The organism is Corallococcus macrosporus (assembly GCF_017302985.1).
In the GTDB taxonomy this organism is placed as follows: Bacteria; Myxococcota; Myxococcia; order Myxococcales; family Myxococcaceae; genus Corallococcus; species Corallococcus macrosporus_A.
The window spans coordinates 51,084-66,227 of record NZ_JAFIMU010000015.1 but is presented as its reverse complement, the minus strand read 5'-3'; the positions used below and the strand labels follow the sequence as shown (position 1 = coordinate 66,227).

Sequence of the window (15,144 nt, the reverse complement as noted above, 5' to 3'; positions counted from 1 at the left end):
CCCGTTCGCACCCGTTGCGAGGAGCCGCCTCCATGTCTGACAACATCCCGCAGGACCTGAAGTACACGAAGGAGCACGAGTGGGCCCGCACCACGGGCAAGACCATCGTGGTCGGTGTCACGGCCCACGCCCAGGAGTCGCTGGGTGACGTGGTCTACGTGGAGCTGCCCAAGCTGGGCGCCACCATCACCGAGGGCAAGAACTTCGGCGTCATCGAGTCCACCAAGGCCGTGTCGGACCTCTTCGCGCCCATCACCGGCACGGTGGTGAAGGTGAACGACGAGCTGACGAACAACCCCTCCCTCATCAACTCCGACCCGTACGGGCAGGGGTGGATCGTGGAGGTCGAGCCCTCGGACGCCGGGCAGGTAGGCAAGCTGCTGGACGCCGCCGCCTATGGGGCGCTGCTGAAGTAGCCACCCCGCGAACGCAAGAAGTCGCGCGTCCCGGTTGTTAGAGACGCTCCATGGGGCGCCGAGCCCGCTCGGACGCCGACCTTCTTGACGCACCTCACGCGAGCCCTTCCGACCATGTCCCTCAACTGGAAGTACCAGGAGTCCTTCGCCGGCCGGCACATCGGCCCTGAGACGCCTGAAGTGAAGCAGATGCTGTCCACGCTGGGCGTCACCTCGCTCGATGCCTTCATCGAGAGCGCCGTGCCCCCCGCCATCCGCTCCCAGGAGCCCCTGCGCCTGCCCGCCGGCCGCGGCGAGAACGAGGTGCTGGCGCAGCTGGAGGCCATCGCGGCGAAGAACCAGGTGTTCCGGTCCTTCATCGGCATGGGCTACAGCGACACCCACGTCCCCAACGTCATCCTGCGCAACATCTTCCAGAACCCGGGCTGGTACACCCAGTACACGCCCTACCAGGCGGAGATCGCCCAGGGCCGGCTGGAAGCGCTGCTCAACTTCCAGACGATGGTGACGGACCTCACCGGCATGGAGGTGGCGAACGCCTCCCTGCTGGACGAGGGCACCGCCGCGGCGGAGGCCATGGCGCTGGCCATGCACGCCAAGGGCGACGGCACCGGCGGCGCGTTCTTCGTCTCCGACGCCTGCCACCCGCAGACGGTGGACGTGGTGCGCACGCGCGCCATCCCCCTGGGCGTGGAGGTCGTCGTGGGCGACCACCGCACGGTGGACCTGTCCGCGAAGAAGTTCTTTGGCGCGCTGGTGCAGTACCCGGCCACGGACGGCGTGGTGCACGACTACCGCGCCTTCGGTGAGAAGGTGCACGCGGCGGGCGGCCTGTTCGTCGTCGCGGCGGACCTGCTGGGCCTCACGCTGCTCACGCCCCCGGGCGAGTTCGGCGCGGACGCGGTGGTGGGCAGCGCGCAGCGCTTCGGCGTGCCGCTGGGCTACGGCGGCCCGCACGCCGCCTTCTTCGCCACGAAGAACGCCTACACCCGCGTGATGCCGGGCCGCCTCATCGGCGTGTCCGAGGACTCGCAGGGCCGGCCCGCGCTGCGCATGGCGCTGCAGACGCGCGAGCAGCACATCCGCCGTGAGAAGGCCACGAGCAACATCTGCACCGCGCAGGTGCTACTGGCCGTGATGGCCGGCATGTACGCCGTCTACCACGGGCCGGAAGGGCTCAAGGCCATCGCGGAGCGCGTGCACGGGCTCACGGTGGTGCTGTCGCGGGGCCTGGCGAAGCTGGGCTTCAAGCCCAAGCACGACCAGTTCTTCGACACGCTGCGCGTGGAGCTGACGCCGCCGCAGGTGCGCGGGGTGCTGGCCGCCGCGGAAGCCGCGAAGATGAACTTCCGTCGCATCGACGAGAAGACGCTGGGCCTGGCGCTGGACGAGACGACGCGCCCGAGCGACGTGCAGGACATCCTCGCGGCCTTCATCCAGGGCGCGAACAAGTCCGCGGCCCCGGTGAACCTGGACGAGGTCGCCGAGGGGCTGGAGAGCCCGCTCGCCCCCGAGCTGCGCCGCACGAGCGCGTACCTCACGCACCCGGTCTTCAACCGCTACCACTCCGAGACGGAGATGCTGCGGTACGTGCGCCGGCTGGAGGCGAAGGACCTGTCCCTCACGCACTCCATGATTCCGCTGGGCAGCTGCACCATGAAGCTCAACGCCACCGCGGAGATGATCCCGGTGACGTGGCCCCAGTTCAGCAAGCTGCACCCGTTCGCGCCCACGTCGCAGGCGGCCGGCTACAAGGTCGTCTTCGAGCAGTTGGAGAACGCCCTGTCGCAGGTGACGGGCTTCGCCGGGTGCTCGCTGCAGCCCAACGCGGGCAGCCAGGGTGAGTACGCGGGCCTGCTGGTGATTCGCGCCTACCACCAGGCGCGCGGGCAGGGGCACCGCGACGTGTGCCTCATCCCGTCCTCCGCGCACGGCACCAACCCGGCCTCCGCGGTGATGGCGGGCTACCGCGTCGTCGTCACCAAGTGCGACGAGAACGGCAACATCGACCTGGGCGACCTGCGCGCCAAGGCGGACGAGCACAAGGACAAGCTCGCCGCGCTGATGGTGACGTACCCGTCCACGCACGGCGTGTTCGAGGAGGAGATCCGCGAGATCTGCTCCACCATCCACGAGCGCGGCGGCCAGGTGTACATGGACGGCGCCAACCTCAACGCGCAGGTGGGCCTCACCGCGCCGGGCCTCGTCGGCGCGGACGTCTGCCACATCAACCTGCACAAGACGTTCTGCATCCCGCACGGCGGTGGCGGCCCGGGCATGGGCCCCATCTGCGTGGCGCCCCACCTGGTGAAGTTCCTCCCCGGACACCCGGTCATCCAGACGGGCGGCTCGGACGCCATCGGCGCCATCTCCGCGGCGCCGTGGGGCAGCGCCAGCATCCTGCTCATCTCCTGGATGTACGTGCAGATGATGGGCGGCGAGGGCCTGACGCAGGCCACGAAGCTGGCCATCCTCAACGCCAACTACGTCGCGGAGCGGCTCCAGCCGCACTACCCGGTGCTGTACCGGGGCAAGCGCGGCCGGGTGGCCCACGAGTGCATCGTGGACCTGCGCCCGCTCAAGAAGACCGCGGGCGTGGAGGTGGAGGACGTGGCCAAGCGCCTCATGGACTACGGCTTCCACGCGCCCACCGTGTCGTTCCCGGTGGCGGGCACGCTGATGATCGAGCCCACGGAGTCCGAGTCCAAGGCGGAGCTGGACCGCTTCTGCGACGCGATGATCGCCATCCGCCAGGAGATCCGCGACGTGGAGGAGGGCCGCGCGCCCAAGGACAACAACGTCCTGAAGAACGCGCCCCACACCGCGCGCACGCTGACCGCGCCGGAGTGGAACCGCCCGTACACCCGCGAGCAGGCCGTGTTCCCCACGCCGTGGGTGCGCGACAACAAGTTCTGGCCGTCCGTGGGACGCCTGAACAACGTGCTGGGTGACCGCAAGCTCGTGTGCTCGTGCCCTCCCATCGAGGACTACGACACGCCCGAGCAGAAGGTCGCGTAGCGCTCCCAGTCCACGGACGCATCACCGGGGCCGTCTTCCAGTGCATCGGAAGGCGGCCCTCGTGTTTCTCAGCGGGCCTTCGCGGGCTCCACGTGCACCACCACGTCCACCACCTGGGGATAGGCGCCGTGCAGCGTCTCCTCCACCTTGTCCGCGACCTCGTGGGCCTGCGCGGTGGTGAGCTGCGGATCGACTTCAATCTTCAGGTCCACGTAGACGCTCTCCTCCATGCCCCGGCTGCGCACGTCGCGGCACGAGCGCACGCCCGCCACGGCGAGCGTGTGCTGGGAGACCTGCGCCGGGTCCAGGCGCGCGGTGTCGGAGAGGATGCCCACCGCCTGCCGGACGATGCCGTAGGCCACCCGCGCCACGAAGAGCATCACGGCCAGCGCCACCAGCCCGTCCGCGCGCGGGAAGCCCAGCGCGACGAGGCCAATGGAGATGAGCACCGCGATGCTCACGAACACGTCCGACAGCGTGTGCTGCGCGTCCGCGAGCAAGAGCGAGCTCTTGTACTTCTGCCCGTAGTGCCGCTCCACGCGCGTGACGATGAGGTTGATGACGAGCGTGAAGACCATCACCGCCGCCATCGTCAGCGACACCGTGGGGTGCTTGTCGTGCAGGAGCGAGTCGAACGCCATGCGCCCCAGCTCCAGCATGCCCACGCCAATCATCGCGCCGATGCCCAGCGACGCGAGCGCCTCGAACTTGCCGTGGCCGTAGGGGTGGTCCGCGTCCGCTGGCTGCGACGCGACGCCCATGGCGACGAGCCCCAGCACGTTGGAGCTGCCGTCGATGAACGAGTGCAGTCCGTCCGCCGTCACCGACGCGGAGTGGGCCATGAGGCCGAAGACGAGCTTGGCCACGGCCACCACCCAGTTGGCCCCGAGGATGGCCAACAGGACGAAGCGGACCTTCCGGTTGCGCTCCTGGAGCGCGGCGCTGCGGTCGACGAGGGTGGCTTCCACGGCGGGGGAGGGTAGTGCCCCGTGCCGTCCGTCGCGAGGGCTCCGTGGGTCCTACTGTCGGAACAGCCGCATCCGGGGGCCCCCGCCCATCTCCAGGAAGAAGCCGAACTGGAAGCGCACCGTCGCGTCCTGGCTCAAGAGGCCGGACGGCGGGTTGGGGAAGGGCTGCGCGCGCTTGAAGGAGGCCACGGCCTCCATGTCCAGGAAGTCCAGGCCGCTGCTCTTCTCCACCTGGATGTCCTTCACCGCGCCGCGCTCGTCCAGGGTGATGGTGAGCAGCGTCTGGCGGTCGCGCCCGGAGTAGATGTTCCCCGTCGGGTCGCGCATGCGCAGCTGCTCGTTGGGGTTCCAGTGCATGCCCACGCTCTGCTTCACGCGGTTGAAGAAGCTGGCGTACTTCCACTCGCGGGTGTTGAGGAAGGTGCCGTCGCCCTCCTCCTGGTCCTGGAGCATGTCGTTGGGCGCCGCGCCCACCACCTTGTCCATGGCCGCCTGCGACGGCATCAGCGTGGCCAGGCCCGGGGAGCCGGTGCGGCCCGTGGAGCCCTCCTGCTCGCTGTCCTCGCCCTCGCCGGGCTGGATGCGCAGGCGCTTCGCGTTGCCCTGGGTGGCGTCGCTCTCCGACTGGTTCTTCACCGCCATGCCCGGGCCGCGCTCGCGCGGATCCGTCTTCATGGCGATCTCCTGCTTGCGGCGCGTCTCCGGCATCTCGAAGACGGGCTTCTTGCCGCCCTGGGACTGGGGCCGGTCGTCCGCGCCCTGGCCGTTGTTGCCCGACACGCGCGGGGGCTGCACCTGGTCCTGCGCCGCGCCCTCCTGCTTCTGGGGCGCCGTCCGCTGGGGCATGGCGTTGCGGTAGTTGGCCGTCTGCTCCCGCGCGCGGGTTTCCTTCTCCACCGTGTTGTTGTGCTCGGCCAGGTACTTCGCGTCCGGGGACTGCTGATCATTCCCCGGCGCCACGTCCACCACCTGGCCCTGGGGCTTCGTCTCGTCCGGCTTCTTCTCTTCCTTCGGCTCGCGCTTCTCCGTGGGGCGGGGCTTCACCTGCTGCGGAGACACCGACCCCCGGTTCTTCGCCCACTGGTCCGACGTGAGCGGCCTCACCGCCACGGACGTGGGCCGCGCGGGGCGCTTCTCCTGCGGGAGGCTGCCCTGGATGGCGGACACCAGGAGCACGAAGCCCACGAAGGCGGCCTGGGCCAGGAACGCCAGGATGCCCGCCACCAGGTAGCGCAGGGGGGCACGCTGCTTCCGGGCGCGCCGCTGACGCCAGTCTGTCGAGGAACCCGTGCCCACGGCCTGATGATAAACCTCCGGACCGCTTCTTCAGTCCCGAACGTGCGGCCCGTAACACGCGGGACATCTCGGAGATTCACGAGCCCGGCAGTCGGAGCGCACGAATTGTTCCCTGGGCTTCAGTAGATGGGGGCCACCTGCGCCCCGTTGAAGTAGAAGCGCAGGATCTCCGGATAGCTCTGTCCCGCCTCCGCCCGGCCGATGGCGCCTGTCTGACACATGCCCACGCCGTGGCCCCAGCCGCCGCCCCGGAACAGCCATCCGGTGAGCCGGCCCTCGGCGTCCCGCTCGGCCTCCACCGTGGCCATGCTGCTGTTGAGCATCCCGAAGAGGCGCCGGATGTTCAGCTCTCCCCGGACCTGGGTGGCCCCCTGCGTGCCGGACACGGTGAGCAGCCGGGCGCGCCCGGACACCCCGCGCTCGGACAGGACGAGCCCCTGGACCGCTCCCACGCCCAGCTTCTGCGTGAGCGCGTCCACCTGGCCTTGTGTGAAGCGCTTCTCCCACCGGAACTTCGTCGGCTGCGCGAAGCTGGACAGCTTGCACGCGGCGGGCACGTCCGACGTCGCCAGCCACGCCTTGAGGTTTGACGGCCCTGGCACGTCCGGCGCGGACTCCAGCAGGTCCGGGCGGCCGCGCAGGCTGGGGTCGGGCGGGCCGCCCCACACGATGTCGTTGTCCTCGGTGTGGCCGCCGCACACGGCGCTGTAGACGGAGTCCACCAGCCGCCCGTCCTGGCTGAAGAGGGCCTGGCCCCGGGTGGCCTCCACCGCGGCGGTGGTGCTGGCCGCTTCTCCGGTGCGGCCCCGGTACACCGCGCAGTGCTGCTCCGAGCAGAGCAGGTACGGATCCGCCAGGTGCTTGATGCCCACCTTCGCCAGCACCTCGCCCCGGGCGGTGACGGCCTGGGCCTTGAGCGCCTCCGGGTGCGCGCGCGCGAAGATTTCCGACGGCACCAGCCCCTTGAGCAGGTCCTCCAGGCCCACCACGTTCACCACCGCGAGCTTGCCGCTCCGGTCCACGGCAAACTGGAGCGCGCCCCGGAAGCTGCGGTCCTCGAAGGCGTGGAAGTCGTAGCCCACGCCGTACTCCACCTGCCGCACGTCGAAGCCGCTGCCGTCCGGCGTCTCCGCGTCCAGCCGGTCCTGCGCCAGGCCCACCACGGTGTCGTTCTCGTCCTTGAGCTCCAGGATGGCGCTGGCCGGCTTGCGGACCTCCTCGAAGAGGGTGGTGCGCAGGCCGTAGCGGTGCAGCAGCTCCGCCTGCTGCTTCGCCGCGGCCGCGGGCGTCAGCGCTTCGTCTCCAAGGAGGAGGTAGCGCCGGTTGTCGATGACCTTCCCCGCGATGCCGTACACGGAGCCCAGCGTGTGCGTGCGCACCGCGAGCCCCCGCGCGCGCCACGTCTCCTGCGCCTCCGCGAGCCCCGCCTTGTCCGCGAAGCGGAACTCGCCCAGCTGCACGCGCGCGCTCCACTGCGCGGCTTCGCCCTGCGTCACCCGCACCGTCCAGCGCGAGCCCGCGGGCGCGTCCAGCATCTTGTCGCCGGGGCCCCCGAAGCGAAGGCGCATCCGCCCTCGCGGCGAGAACGTCACCACGTCGCGCCCCTCCATGAGCTTGATGGGGAGGCGCGGCTCGCCGTTGCGGAAGTCCAGGCGCTTCAGGTCCTGCGGCCCGGGCAGCCCCGACGTGAGCGGATCCTCCAGGCCACTGGAGGCCGGAGGCTTCACGCCCGCGTCCGCGGCGGCACGCGCGGGGACGGAGACCTCCGGCTCGCCCAGGCCCCGGGTCGCGGGGGCAGGGGAGGACGCCGGCGTGGCGCAGGAGACGAGCAGCAGGGCGGTCAGGAGCAGGACGGCTTTGGACACGGCGGCGGCACCGTAGCCGCCACGGGGCCGAGCGTCACGGTTCTCCCTCCCCGTGCAGCGCGTCTGTCCTCCGATGACCGGCAGTGAATAGAACGGCCGACGCCGTGCGTTGCCCCTGCTCATGCGAATTCTTGGAGGCAACGGATTGAAGACGCGAAACACCCTGGTGGCCTCCCTGGCTGCCTGCACCCTGGCGCTCGGGCTCACCGCTTGTGGCGGCGGCGGTGGCTCTGGCGGAGGCACCGGCGGTTCCTCGAGCGGCGGCGGCACCCAGCCCCCCGCGACGAAGACGGGCGCCACCCCCAAGGTCGAGAAGACCCCCACCGCTCCCGGCAAGGCGCCGCCCATCGGCGTGCAGCCGGTGGAGAACACGCCCGCCGCGCAGATGCCGGCGCACGCGGACCACGCGCCCATCGCGGAGCCCGGTCCCCAGCCCGCCGTCAGCGCGAAGGCCATGACGGAAGCCCCCGCCACCACGCCCGCCCACGAATGGGTCGTGTCGCCCAATGGCGATGACGGCGCCGCGGGCACGGAGGCCGCGCCGCTGCGCACCATCGCCATGGCGGTGGGCAAGGCCGGTCCCGGCGACCGCATCCGCGTGCTCGCGGGCACCTACGCGGAGCGCCTGGTGCTGGGCGAGAACGCCAAGGCCGGCACGGCCGACGCGAAGATCACGCTCCAGGGCGAGGGCCGTCCCAAGCTCACGCCGGGCAGCGGCTCGGGGGCCGCGGTGCAGGTGCGCCGCGCGAACTGGGTCATCGACGGGTTCGACATCGACGTGGAGGCGCAGCCCATCTTCGGCGTCACCTTCGAGGGCGACGTGCAGGGCACGGTGCTGGCCAACTCGGAGCTGCACAACGGCACCGGCGGCGCGGGCATCACCATGTTCAACAACGCCCGCGGGCTCACCATCGAGAACAACAACATCCACGACTTCGTGCGCACCACCGGCAACAAGGACTCGCACGGCATCGTGATGCAGCCCGCGTCCTACGACGTGACGGTGCGCAACAACGACATCCACGACAACTCCGGTGACTCCGTGCAGTGCCTGGGGCCCGAGGGCTTCAGCACCCTGCCGCCCGCCAAGGGCCTGCTGGTGGAGAACAACCACCTGTTCGGCAACCGGGAGAACGCCGTGGACATCAAGACGTGCCACGACGTCACCATCCGCAACAACCGGATGCACAAGTTCCAGGCGACTGACACGGCGAAGGGTGAGGCGCTCGTCATCCACTACTCCGCCAACAACGTGCTGGTGGAGGACAACGAGGTCTACGACGCCGCGAAGGGCATCTCCGTGGGCGGCAACCACGAGGGCCCCGTGCCCCAGGCCATCGTTGTGCGCCGCAACCGCGTGCACGACATGACCGACGCGGGCGGCGGCGAGGGCACCGGCATCCGCCTGGAGAACTCCAAGGGCACCGTGGTGGTGAACAACACCGTCACCCGCGCCAAGGCCGGCATCATCCTGGGCCACGGCACGGGCGGCCCCACGGAGTCGCCGCGCGTGGAGAACAACATCGTGGACGCCCCCATCAGCGTGGACGTGGGCGGCCAGGCCCCCGGCCTCAAGATGGGCTCCAACCTCTACCCGTCCGGCACGCAGTTCATGAACAACGGCCAGCTCCAGGCCCTGGACGCCTTTAAGGCCGCCATCGGGGACACCACCTCCAACGGCGGTGACGTGGCGGTGTCGGACGCCTTCGCTCCGTCCCCGGCCGCCCAGGACAAGGGCCTGGACCAGGGCCAGCCCTTCTGCGGCGCGGCCCCGGACATCGGCGCGGTGGAGATGGGCTGCTAGGCCCGCTTCCGGGAAAGCACCCCCGGAAAAACTGAAGGCCCGATGCGGGAGCTCCGCATCGGGCCTTTTCTTTGAGGCGCCACCCGGATTCGAACCGGGGAATGAAGGTTTTGCAGACCTTTGCCTTACCACTTGGCTATGGCGCCGGAAGCGATTGGGGTCGGCTTTATACGCAGGCCCTTGGGAGCCGGTCAAGGAAGCAACACCATCCAACCCCGCTTCTCGTCCCGGTACCATGCGGCGCGGGGCGTCAGACCCTGGCAAGCGAGGGCGCACACGATGATGCATGGCCATGGCGTGTACCAAGAGGAGCACGAGGCGTTCCGCACCACCGTCCGGGCGGTGGTGGACAAGGAACTGCGCCCGTTCGCGGCCGAGTGGGAGGCCCGGGAGGAGTTCCCTCGCGAGCTGTTCACCCGCTTCGGCGAGCTGGGCTTCCTGGGCCTGAGGTACCCGGAGGCCTACGGGGGCACGGCGGCCGGGGAGCTGTACGAGGCGGTGCTCCTGGAGGAACTGGGCCGCTGCGGCTCCGGCGGCGTGGCGGCGGGGCTGGCGGGACAGTTCACCATCGCCACGGGGCCCCTGCACCTGTTCGGCACGGACGCCCAGAAGCAGCGCTGGCTGGCCCCCGCCATCCGGGGGGAGAAGGTGGGCGCCCTGGGCATCACCGAGCCGGACGCTGGCTCGGACGTGGCGGGGCTGCGCACCACCGCTGTCCGCGACGGCGACCACTACGTCGTCAACGGCTCCAAGACGTACATCACCAACGGGGTGCGGGCGGACTTCGTGGTCCTGGCGGTGAAGACCGACCCGTCGCGAGGCCACAAGGGCCTGTCCATGCTGGTGGTGGAGCGGGGCACGCCGGGCTTCAGCGTGGGGCGCAAGCTCCAGAAGGTGGGCTGGCGCGCATCCGACACCGCGGAGCTCTTCTTCGAGGACTGCCGCGTCCCGGCGGAGAACCTGCTGGGCGTGGAGAACCAGGGCTTCTCGCAGATCATGGGCAACTTCCAGTGGGAGCGCCTGTCGCTCGCGCTGGGCGCGGTGGGCGCCATGGACGACATGCTGGAGACGGCGCTCGAGCACGTGAAGCAGCGCCGCGCCTTCGGCCAGACGCTGGCCGGCTTCCAGGTGGTGCGCCACAAGCTGGCGGACCTCTACACGGCCCGCGAGTGCGCGCGGCAGCTCACCTACCACGCGCTGCGCCTGCACGTGGCCGGGGAGTACGCCGTCGCGCAGACCTCCATGGCCAAGAAGGTCGCGACGGAGACGTGCTGCCGCGTGGCGGACGAGTGCCTCCAGCTCCACGGCGGCGCGGGCTACATGATGGAGTACGACATCCAGCGTCACTGGCGCGACGCGCGGCTCGGCCCCATCGGCGGCGGCACCAGTGAGGTGATGAACGAGATCATCGCCAAGCAGCTGGGGCTCTGAGCTCCGGAGACCTCCGTGGAGCAGGCGGGCGGGCGAGCGGGAAGAGGGGAAAAGCCCCTCCGGTTCATGTTCGATGGAGCCTGTCGCCTCGGGGAGGTCCCGGTGGAGCCCACCATCATTTGCGATGAGTTGTTCATGCGTCTGGGGGACGAGGATGTCCTCGTCCTGGATTGCCGTGACGCGATGGACTGGGAGCGGTTCGAGATCCACATCCCCGGCGCGCTGCGCATGACGGCGTCGGAGATTGCCCGGGACCTGTCGATGCTGCCGGACGACGAGCTCATCGTCCTGTGCGGCACCACGCAGGACTGCGCGGACATCCGCCGCGTCTGCCGCGTGTTGCGCCTGAGGGGGCGCAACGCCGTGTGCCTCGCGGGAGGGCTCCACGCCTGGGTGACGGGGGGCTATCCCACGGAACGCCACTCGCGCGCCCCCTCCCACGCCCACCGTTGAGCGGCGGATGCAGCGCGTCGTGAAACGGTGTAAGGAGCGCCCTGCCGCCCCCACCGGAGACTCCCCACGATGGCCAAGCTTCGCGCCGTGCTCATTGGCGCCACCGGACTCGCGGGTCAGCAGTTCATCGCTGCCCTGAAGGACCACCCGTTCATCGAGCTCACCGGGCTCGCCGCCTCGCCCCGCTCCGCCGGTAAAACGTACGCGGACGCCCTGCGCGCCTCCAACGGCATGCTGGCCTGGTTCGTCCCGGAGCCGCTGCCGGAGGCCATCGCCCGGATGACCGTGGTCAGCGGCGACGCCGTCCAGGCGAAGGACTACGACATCGCCTTCTCCGCCGTGGAGGCGGACGTCGCGCGTGAACTCGAGCCGCGCCTGGCCCGGGACATCCCGGTGTTCTCCGCCGCGAGCGCCTTCCGCTACGACGCGGACGTGCCCCTGCTCATCCCCCCCGTCAACGCCGCCCACGCCCCGCTCATCAACGAGCAGCGCCGGCAGCGCGGGTGGAAGGGCTTCATCGTCCCCATCCCCAACTGCACCACCACCGGCCTGGCCGTGACGCTGGCCCCCCTGGCCGAGCGCTTCGGCGTGAAGGCCGTGCTGATGACCAGCCTCCAGGCCATGTCCGGCGCCGGGCGCTCCCCGGGCGTCATCGGCCTGGACATCCTCGACAACGTCGTGCCCTACATCCCCAAGGAGGAGCACAAGGTCGAGGTGGAGACGAAGAAGATCCTCGGGGCGCTCAACCCCGCGGGCGCGGCGCTCACCCCGCACGACGTGCGCGTCTCCTGCACCTGCACCCGCGTCGCCGTCCTGGAGGGCCACACCGAGTCCGTCTTCGTGTCGCTCGGGAAGAAGGCCAGCGTGGCGGAGGTCGCCCAGGCGATGCGTGAATGGCAGGGTGCCCAGGTGGCGAAGGACCTGCCCTCCGCTCCGCCCCGGTGGATTGAAGTGCTGGACGACCCCTTCCGCCCCCAGCCCCGCATGGACCGGGACACCCACGGCGGCATGGCCACCACGGTGGGCCGCATCCGCGAGGATGGTGTGCTGGAGAACGGCTTCAAGTACGTCCTCGTCTCCCACAACACCAAGATGGGGGCCGCCAAGGGCGCCATCCTCGTCGCGGAGCTGCTGCGGGCGCAGGGCTTGCTGGGCTGACCGGGGAACGAGGCCAGGGCAGGCCCTAGATTCTGGGTGCCAACCCTGGCCGCAACCATCTACTGTGCGCGGCCACGGACGCGCGGAATACCGCACAGAGGAGAGATCAACATGGCCTACGTCGTCGCCGAGCCTTGCATCAAGTGCAAGTACACCGACTGTGTCGAGGTGTGCCCGGTCAACTGCTTCTACGAGGGTGCGAACTTCCTCGTGATCCACCCGGACGAGTGCATCGACTGCGGCGCTTGCGAGCCCGTCTGCCCGACCAAGGCGATCTTCCCCGAGACCGAGCTGCCCTCGGAGTGGTCGGAGTACAAGAAGCTCAACACGGACTTCTCCGCCAAGTGGCCCAACATCGCGGAGAAGAAGGCCGCGCTGCCCGAGGCCGAGGAGTACAAGGACAAGAAGGGCAAGCGCGCGGAGCTGAACACCGCGCCCGGGAAGTAGTCGCGGGCCGCGTCCGGGCGTGCCCGTCGTGGTGAAGGCCCTCGCGCCCCCTGGCGTGAGGGCCTTCGTCATTCCTGCTGGTGGGCGGGCTGGGGGCATCGCCGGACGTTCACCCCGCCTGGAGGACGCTGAGCCGCAGGCCCCGGGCCTCCAGCGCGTCGCGCAGCCGCGCCACGTCCTCGGTGGGGACGGGCCCGTGCCGCCCCTGGATGCGCACCGCCACCTCGCGGGGCCCCGTGCGCTCCACCTCCACGGTGGCCTCCAGCGCTCCGCGCAGGCTGAGGCCCAGCGCTGGCCGCTGTGACTTCACGAAGACCTCGATCTTCTCGATGAGCGCCAGGGTGGACTCGACCTGCGCGACGGGAGGACTGGCCGGTCCGGCGCCTTCCACGGATCCGCTCGCCAAGCGGGGACCTTCGATGGTGGGGGCGCGCGACGGGACCTCTGGAGGACGGTCGTCACGCGAAGGTGCGGGCAGGGGACGCGGCTCGGCGCGGAACGAGCGCTCCACCTCCCGGGCCAGCAGCTCCGACGCGCGATGGGTGGCTTGCGTCCCGCCCTCCGAAAGGGCCTCCTGGCGCACCGTCCCCAGCCGCTGCGCCTCCACGTGCATGCCCTGCCGGGCCTGCCGGAGCGTCTCCGGGCTTCCCAGCGCACTGCGCGTCGTGGAGAGGATGGCTCCCGACGCACGGACGCTGGGAAGCGCTGGCGTGGCCCGCGTCGCCGGCCCCAGCCCGGGACGCCCGGGGGGACGAAGGGGCTCGGGCTTCTTCGGGAGCGGCCCTGGCGCCACCGTTTCACGGCGGGCACCGGGACGGGGTGGGGTGGGGGGCCGCTGGAGGGCTTGTTTGAACGCGTCCTTCTCCGGCGGGACCTTCTCGTGTCCGGAGGGAGCGTCCTGACCTTCGACCTTCATGGCATGCCTCGCGCGAAAGGGATGCGCGGGCATGAGCAGCGGCCGTGCCAGTCAGGCGGAGCGCGCTCCCGGGAGGAGGGCGCGGAGGAGGCGGCACGGACAGGGTGCCGCCTCCGGGATGGGCGTGCGGGACGCGGGACGGCGCGCGGCTAGCGCTTGCTGCCGAAGCCGCCCGGCTGCACGGGCGCGGTGCCCGTCAGGTCGTTGAACGCGAGCGGACAGGCCGCCACGGCGTTCGGATCCGCGAGCGCGGGGTTCTTGGCCCAGTCCCGGTCCTGGAACAGGTACGCGTCGCGCACCTCCAGCTCCTTGAGCTGCTTGCGGTACTCCCAGAAGCGTCCGCGCAGCAGCACGCGCGAGCCCTTCGGCAGCGCCGTCAGCGCCGTGTACTGGTCCTCCTTCAGCCGCGCCGTGATGTTCACCGCGGGCCGCGCCTTGGGCTTGCCGAAGTTCAGCCCGGCCAGCAGGCCGTCGTTGCCCGGATCCGGCAGGTAGTAGACGAGCCGGGCGATCAGCGCGGGCGGCTCCGGCGGAGGTCCCTTCCTGCTCTTCTTCTTGGGCTTCTCCAGCTTCGCGTCGATGAACTCCAGCCCCGCGAACGCCACCTCCTTGTCGAGGTAGTCGTCGCGGAACTTCGCGTCCGCCACGCTGGCCGCCATGGCGTTGGCCTTGAGGACCTCCACGTCGTAGCGCTCCAGGATCGCGGGCAGCGTGAAGAAGAAGCTGTCCACGGGCTTCACGCCATCCGCGATGAAGCGCAGCTTGCTCAGGTCGAGCGGCGGGTAGTACGGCGCGAGCGCCACCGCCGTCTGCATCCACTCCGCCGGCAGCTGCTTGTCGATGAGCACCCGCCGCATCATCGACACCAGGTACATGTTGGCCGGGAAGCGCGGCGTGGACAGCTGCGTGCCCAGCGCCTGGATCAGCACCGGATCCAGGTAGAAGTTCTCGTCGCGCTTGTGCAGGTACGGCGCGGACTCGCCCACGATGGTGAGCAGCGCGCCCACGAGCTGGGCGCAGTTCGCGTCGCTCGTGCCCTGGACCAGGGCCTGATTGACGCGCGAGCGGAGGAACCGCTTGTCCATGTCCGCTTCGCGGAACACGGGCGGCTCTCCCGTTCCAAAAAAGAACTCCTTCTGGGCGAGCGCGGGCGTCGACAGCAGGCCCACGGACAGAGCGAAAAGGGCACGGGTACGCATCGCCTCGAACCCTACCATGCCCTCCCCGGGGTGATCCTCCTCCGAACGGGTTCGCCCACGCGCTGTGTGAAGCCTCCGAGCGCGCCCGACGTGTGAGGGCCATCGCAACGGGATGACCCGATGCGGCGGGGCTTTCGCGACAGGCCCTTCCGGGGCCAGGGGGCAGGGGACGG

General features: G+C 70.3%; 12 protein-coding genes and 1 tRNA gene. 7 read left to right on the top strand and 6 right to left on the bottom strand.

From position 1 onward, the window contains the following. Nucleotides 1-32 precede the first annotated feature (32 nt). Nucleotides 33-416: a glycine cleavage system protein GcvH gene (gene gcvH, locus JYK02_RS35970; RefSeq protein WP_207057481.1), complete on the top strand. Its 384-nt coding sequence runs from the start codon at nt 33-35 to the stop codon at nt 414-416. A 114-nt stretch (nt 417-530) separates the two neighbouring features. Next, complete coding sequence (gene gcvP, locus JYK02_RS35965) at nt 531-3,434, top strand: aminomethyl-transferring glycine dehydrogenase (RefSeq protein ID WP_207057480.1); 2,904 nt, start codon at nt 531-533, stop codon at nt 3,432-3,434. A gap of 68 nt (nt 3,435-3,502) precedes the next feature. Here gcvP and JYK02_RS35960 read toward each other — a convergent pair whose 3' ends face one another. From JYK02_RS35960 to JYK02_RS35950, 3 genes are all read right to left on the bottom strand, one after another. Then, a complete protein-coding gene (locus JYK02_RS35960; protein WP_207057478.1) occupies nt 3,503-4,402 on the bottom strand; it encodes a cation diffusion facilitator family transporter in 900 nt (299 codons plus the stop codon). 51 nt (nt 4,403-4,453) lie between these two features. Further along, on the bottom strand, nt 4,454-5,698 hold the full coding sequence (locus JYK02_RS35955) for a TonB family protein (RefSeq protein ID WP_207057477.1): 1,245 nt from the start codon (nt 5,696-5,698) through the stop codon (nt 4,454-4,456). A gap of 119 nt (nt 5,699-5,817) precedes the next feature. Next, a complete protein-coding gene (locus JYK02_RS35950) occupies nt 5,818-7,686 on the bottom strand; it encodes a SpoIID/LytB domain-containing protein (RefSeq protein WP_242589588.1) in 1,869 nt (622 codons plus the stop codon). On the opposite strand from JYK02_RS35950, the gene JYK02_RS35945 reads away from it, so the two are divergent. Then, nucleotides 7,685-9,367, top strand: coding sequence for a right-handed parallel beta-helix repeat-containing protein (locus tag JYK02_RS35945; protein WP_207057475.1), 1,683 nt, complete (start codon nt 7,685-7,687; stop codon nt 9,365-9,367). The genes JYK02_RS35950 and JYK02_RS35945 overlap by 2 nt on opposite strands. Nucleotides 9,368-9,441: 74 nt before the next feature. On the opposite strand, the gene JYK02_RS35940 is transcribed toward JYK02_RS35945, so the two are convergent. After that, nucleotides 9,442-9,513: transfer RNA gene (locus tag JYK02_RS35940), tRNA-Cys, on the bottom strand. Between the two features lie 133 nt (nt 9,514-9,646). Here JYK02_RS35940 and JYK02_RS35935 point away from each other — a divergent pair. The 4 genes from JYK02_RS35935 to fdxA all read left to right on the top strand — a co-directional run bounded on the left by JYK02_RS35935 (nt 9,647) and on the right by fdxA (nt 12,856). Continuing rightward, nucleotides 9,647-10,798 (top strand): acyl-CoA dehydrogenase family protein, encoded by a 1,152-nt coding sequence (locus tag JYK02_RS35935; RefSeq protein ID WP_207057474.1) that lies wholly within the window; start codon nt 9,647-9,649, stop codon nt 10,796-10,798. 102 nt (nt 10,799-10,900) lie between these two features. Then, a complete protein-coding gene (locus JYK02_RS35930) occupies nt 10,901-11,251 on the top strand; it encodes a rhodanese-like domain-containing protein (RefSeq protein ID WP_207057473.1) in 351 nt (116 codons plus the stop codon). 69 nt (nt 11,252-11,320) lie between these two features. Next, nucleotides 11,321-12,409: an aspartate-semialdehyde dehydrogenase gene (asd, locus tag JYK02_RS35925; RefSeq protein WP_207057472.1), complete on the top strand. Its 1,089-nt coding sequence runs from the start codon at nt 11,321-11,323 to the stop codon at nt 12,407-12,409. Between the two features lie 111 nt (nt 12,410-12,520). Further along, the gene (fdxA, locus tag JYK02_RS35920) at nt 12,521-12,856 is read left to right on the top strand and encodes a ferredoxin FdxA (protein ID WP_120530736.1); all 336 of its coding nucleotides are present in this window, start codon (nt 12,521-12,523) and stop codon (nt 12,854-12,856) included. A 109-nt stretch (nt 12,857-12,965) separates the two neighbouring features. Here fdxA and JYK02_RS35915 read toward each other — a convergent pair whose 3' ends face one another. Both JYK02_RS35915 and JYK02_RS35910 read right to left on the bottom strand, forming a co-directional pair. Beyond that, complete coding sequence (locus JYK02_RS35915) at nt 12,966-13,772, bottom strand: hypothetical protein (RefSeq protein ID WP_207057471.1); 807 nt, start codon at nt 13,770-13,772, stop codon at nt 12,966-12,968. Nucleotides 13,773-13,921: 149 nt separating this feature from the next. Further along, a complete protein-coding gene (locus JYK02_RS35910) occupies nt 13,922-14,971 on the bottom strand; it encodes a hypothetical protein (RefSeq protein ID WP_207057470.1) in 1,050 nt (349 codons plus the stop codon). Nucleotides 14,972-15,144: the final 173 nt, after the last annotated feature.

Bases quoted from the DNA above. Each gene is read 5' to 3' on its own strand.
- gcvH (WP_207057481.1), top strand. From the start codon at position 33: ATGTCTGACAACATCCCGCAGGACCTGAAGTACACGAAGGAGCACGAG.
- fdxA (WP_120530736.1), top strand. From the start codon at position 12,521: ATGGCCTACGTCGTCGCCGAGCCTTGCATCAAGTGCAAGTACACCGAC.
- JYK02_RS35935 (WP_207057474.1), top strand. From the start codon at position 9,647: ATGATGCATGGCCATGGCGTGTACCAAGAGGAGCACGAGGCGTTCCGC.
- JYK02_RS35945 (WP_207057475.1), top strand. From the start codon at position 7,685: ATGCGAATTCTTGGAGGCAACGGATTGAAGACGCGAAACACCCTGGTG.
- gcvP (WP_207057480.1), top strand. From the start codon at position 531: ATGTCCCTCAACTGGAAGTACCAGGAGTCCTTCGCCGGCCGGCACATC.
- JYK02_RS35950 (WP_242589588.1), bottom strand. From the start codon at position 7,686: ATGAGCAGGGGCAACGCACGGCGTCGGCCGTTCTATTCACTGCCGGTC.
- JYK02_RS35910 (WP_207057470.1), bottom strand. From the start codon at position 14,971: ATGCGTACCCGTGCCCTTTTCGCTCTGTCCGTGGGCCTGCTGTCGACG.
- asd (WP_207057472.1), top strand. From the start codon at position 11,321: ATGGCCAAGCTTCGCGCCGTGCTCATTGGCGCCACCGGACTCGCGGGT.
- JYK02_RS35915 (WP_207057471.1), bottom strand. From the start codon at position 13,772: ATGAAGGTCGAAGGTCAGGACGCTCCCTCCGGACACGAGAAGGTCCCG.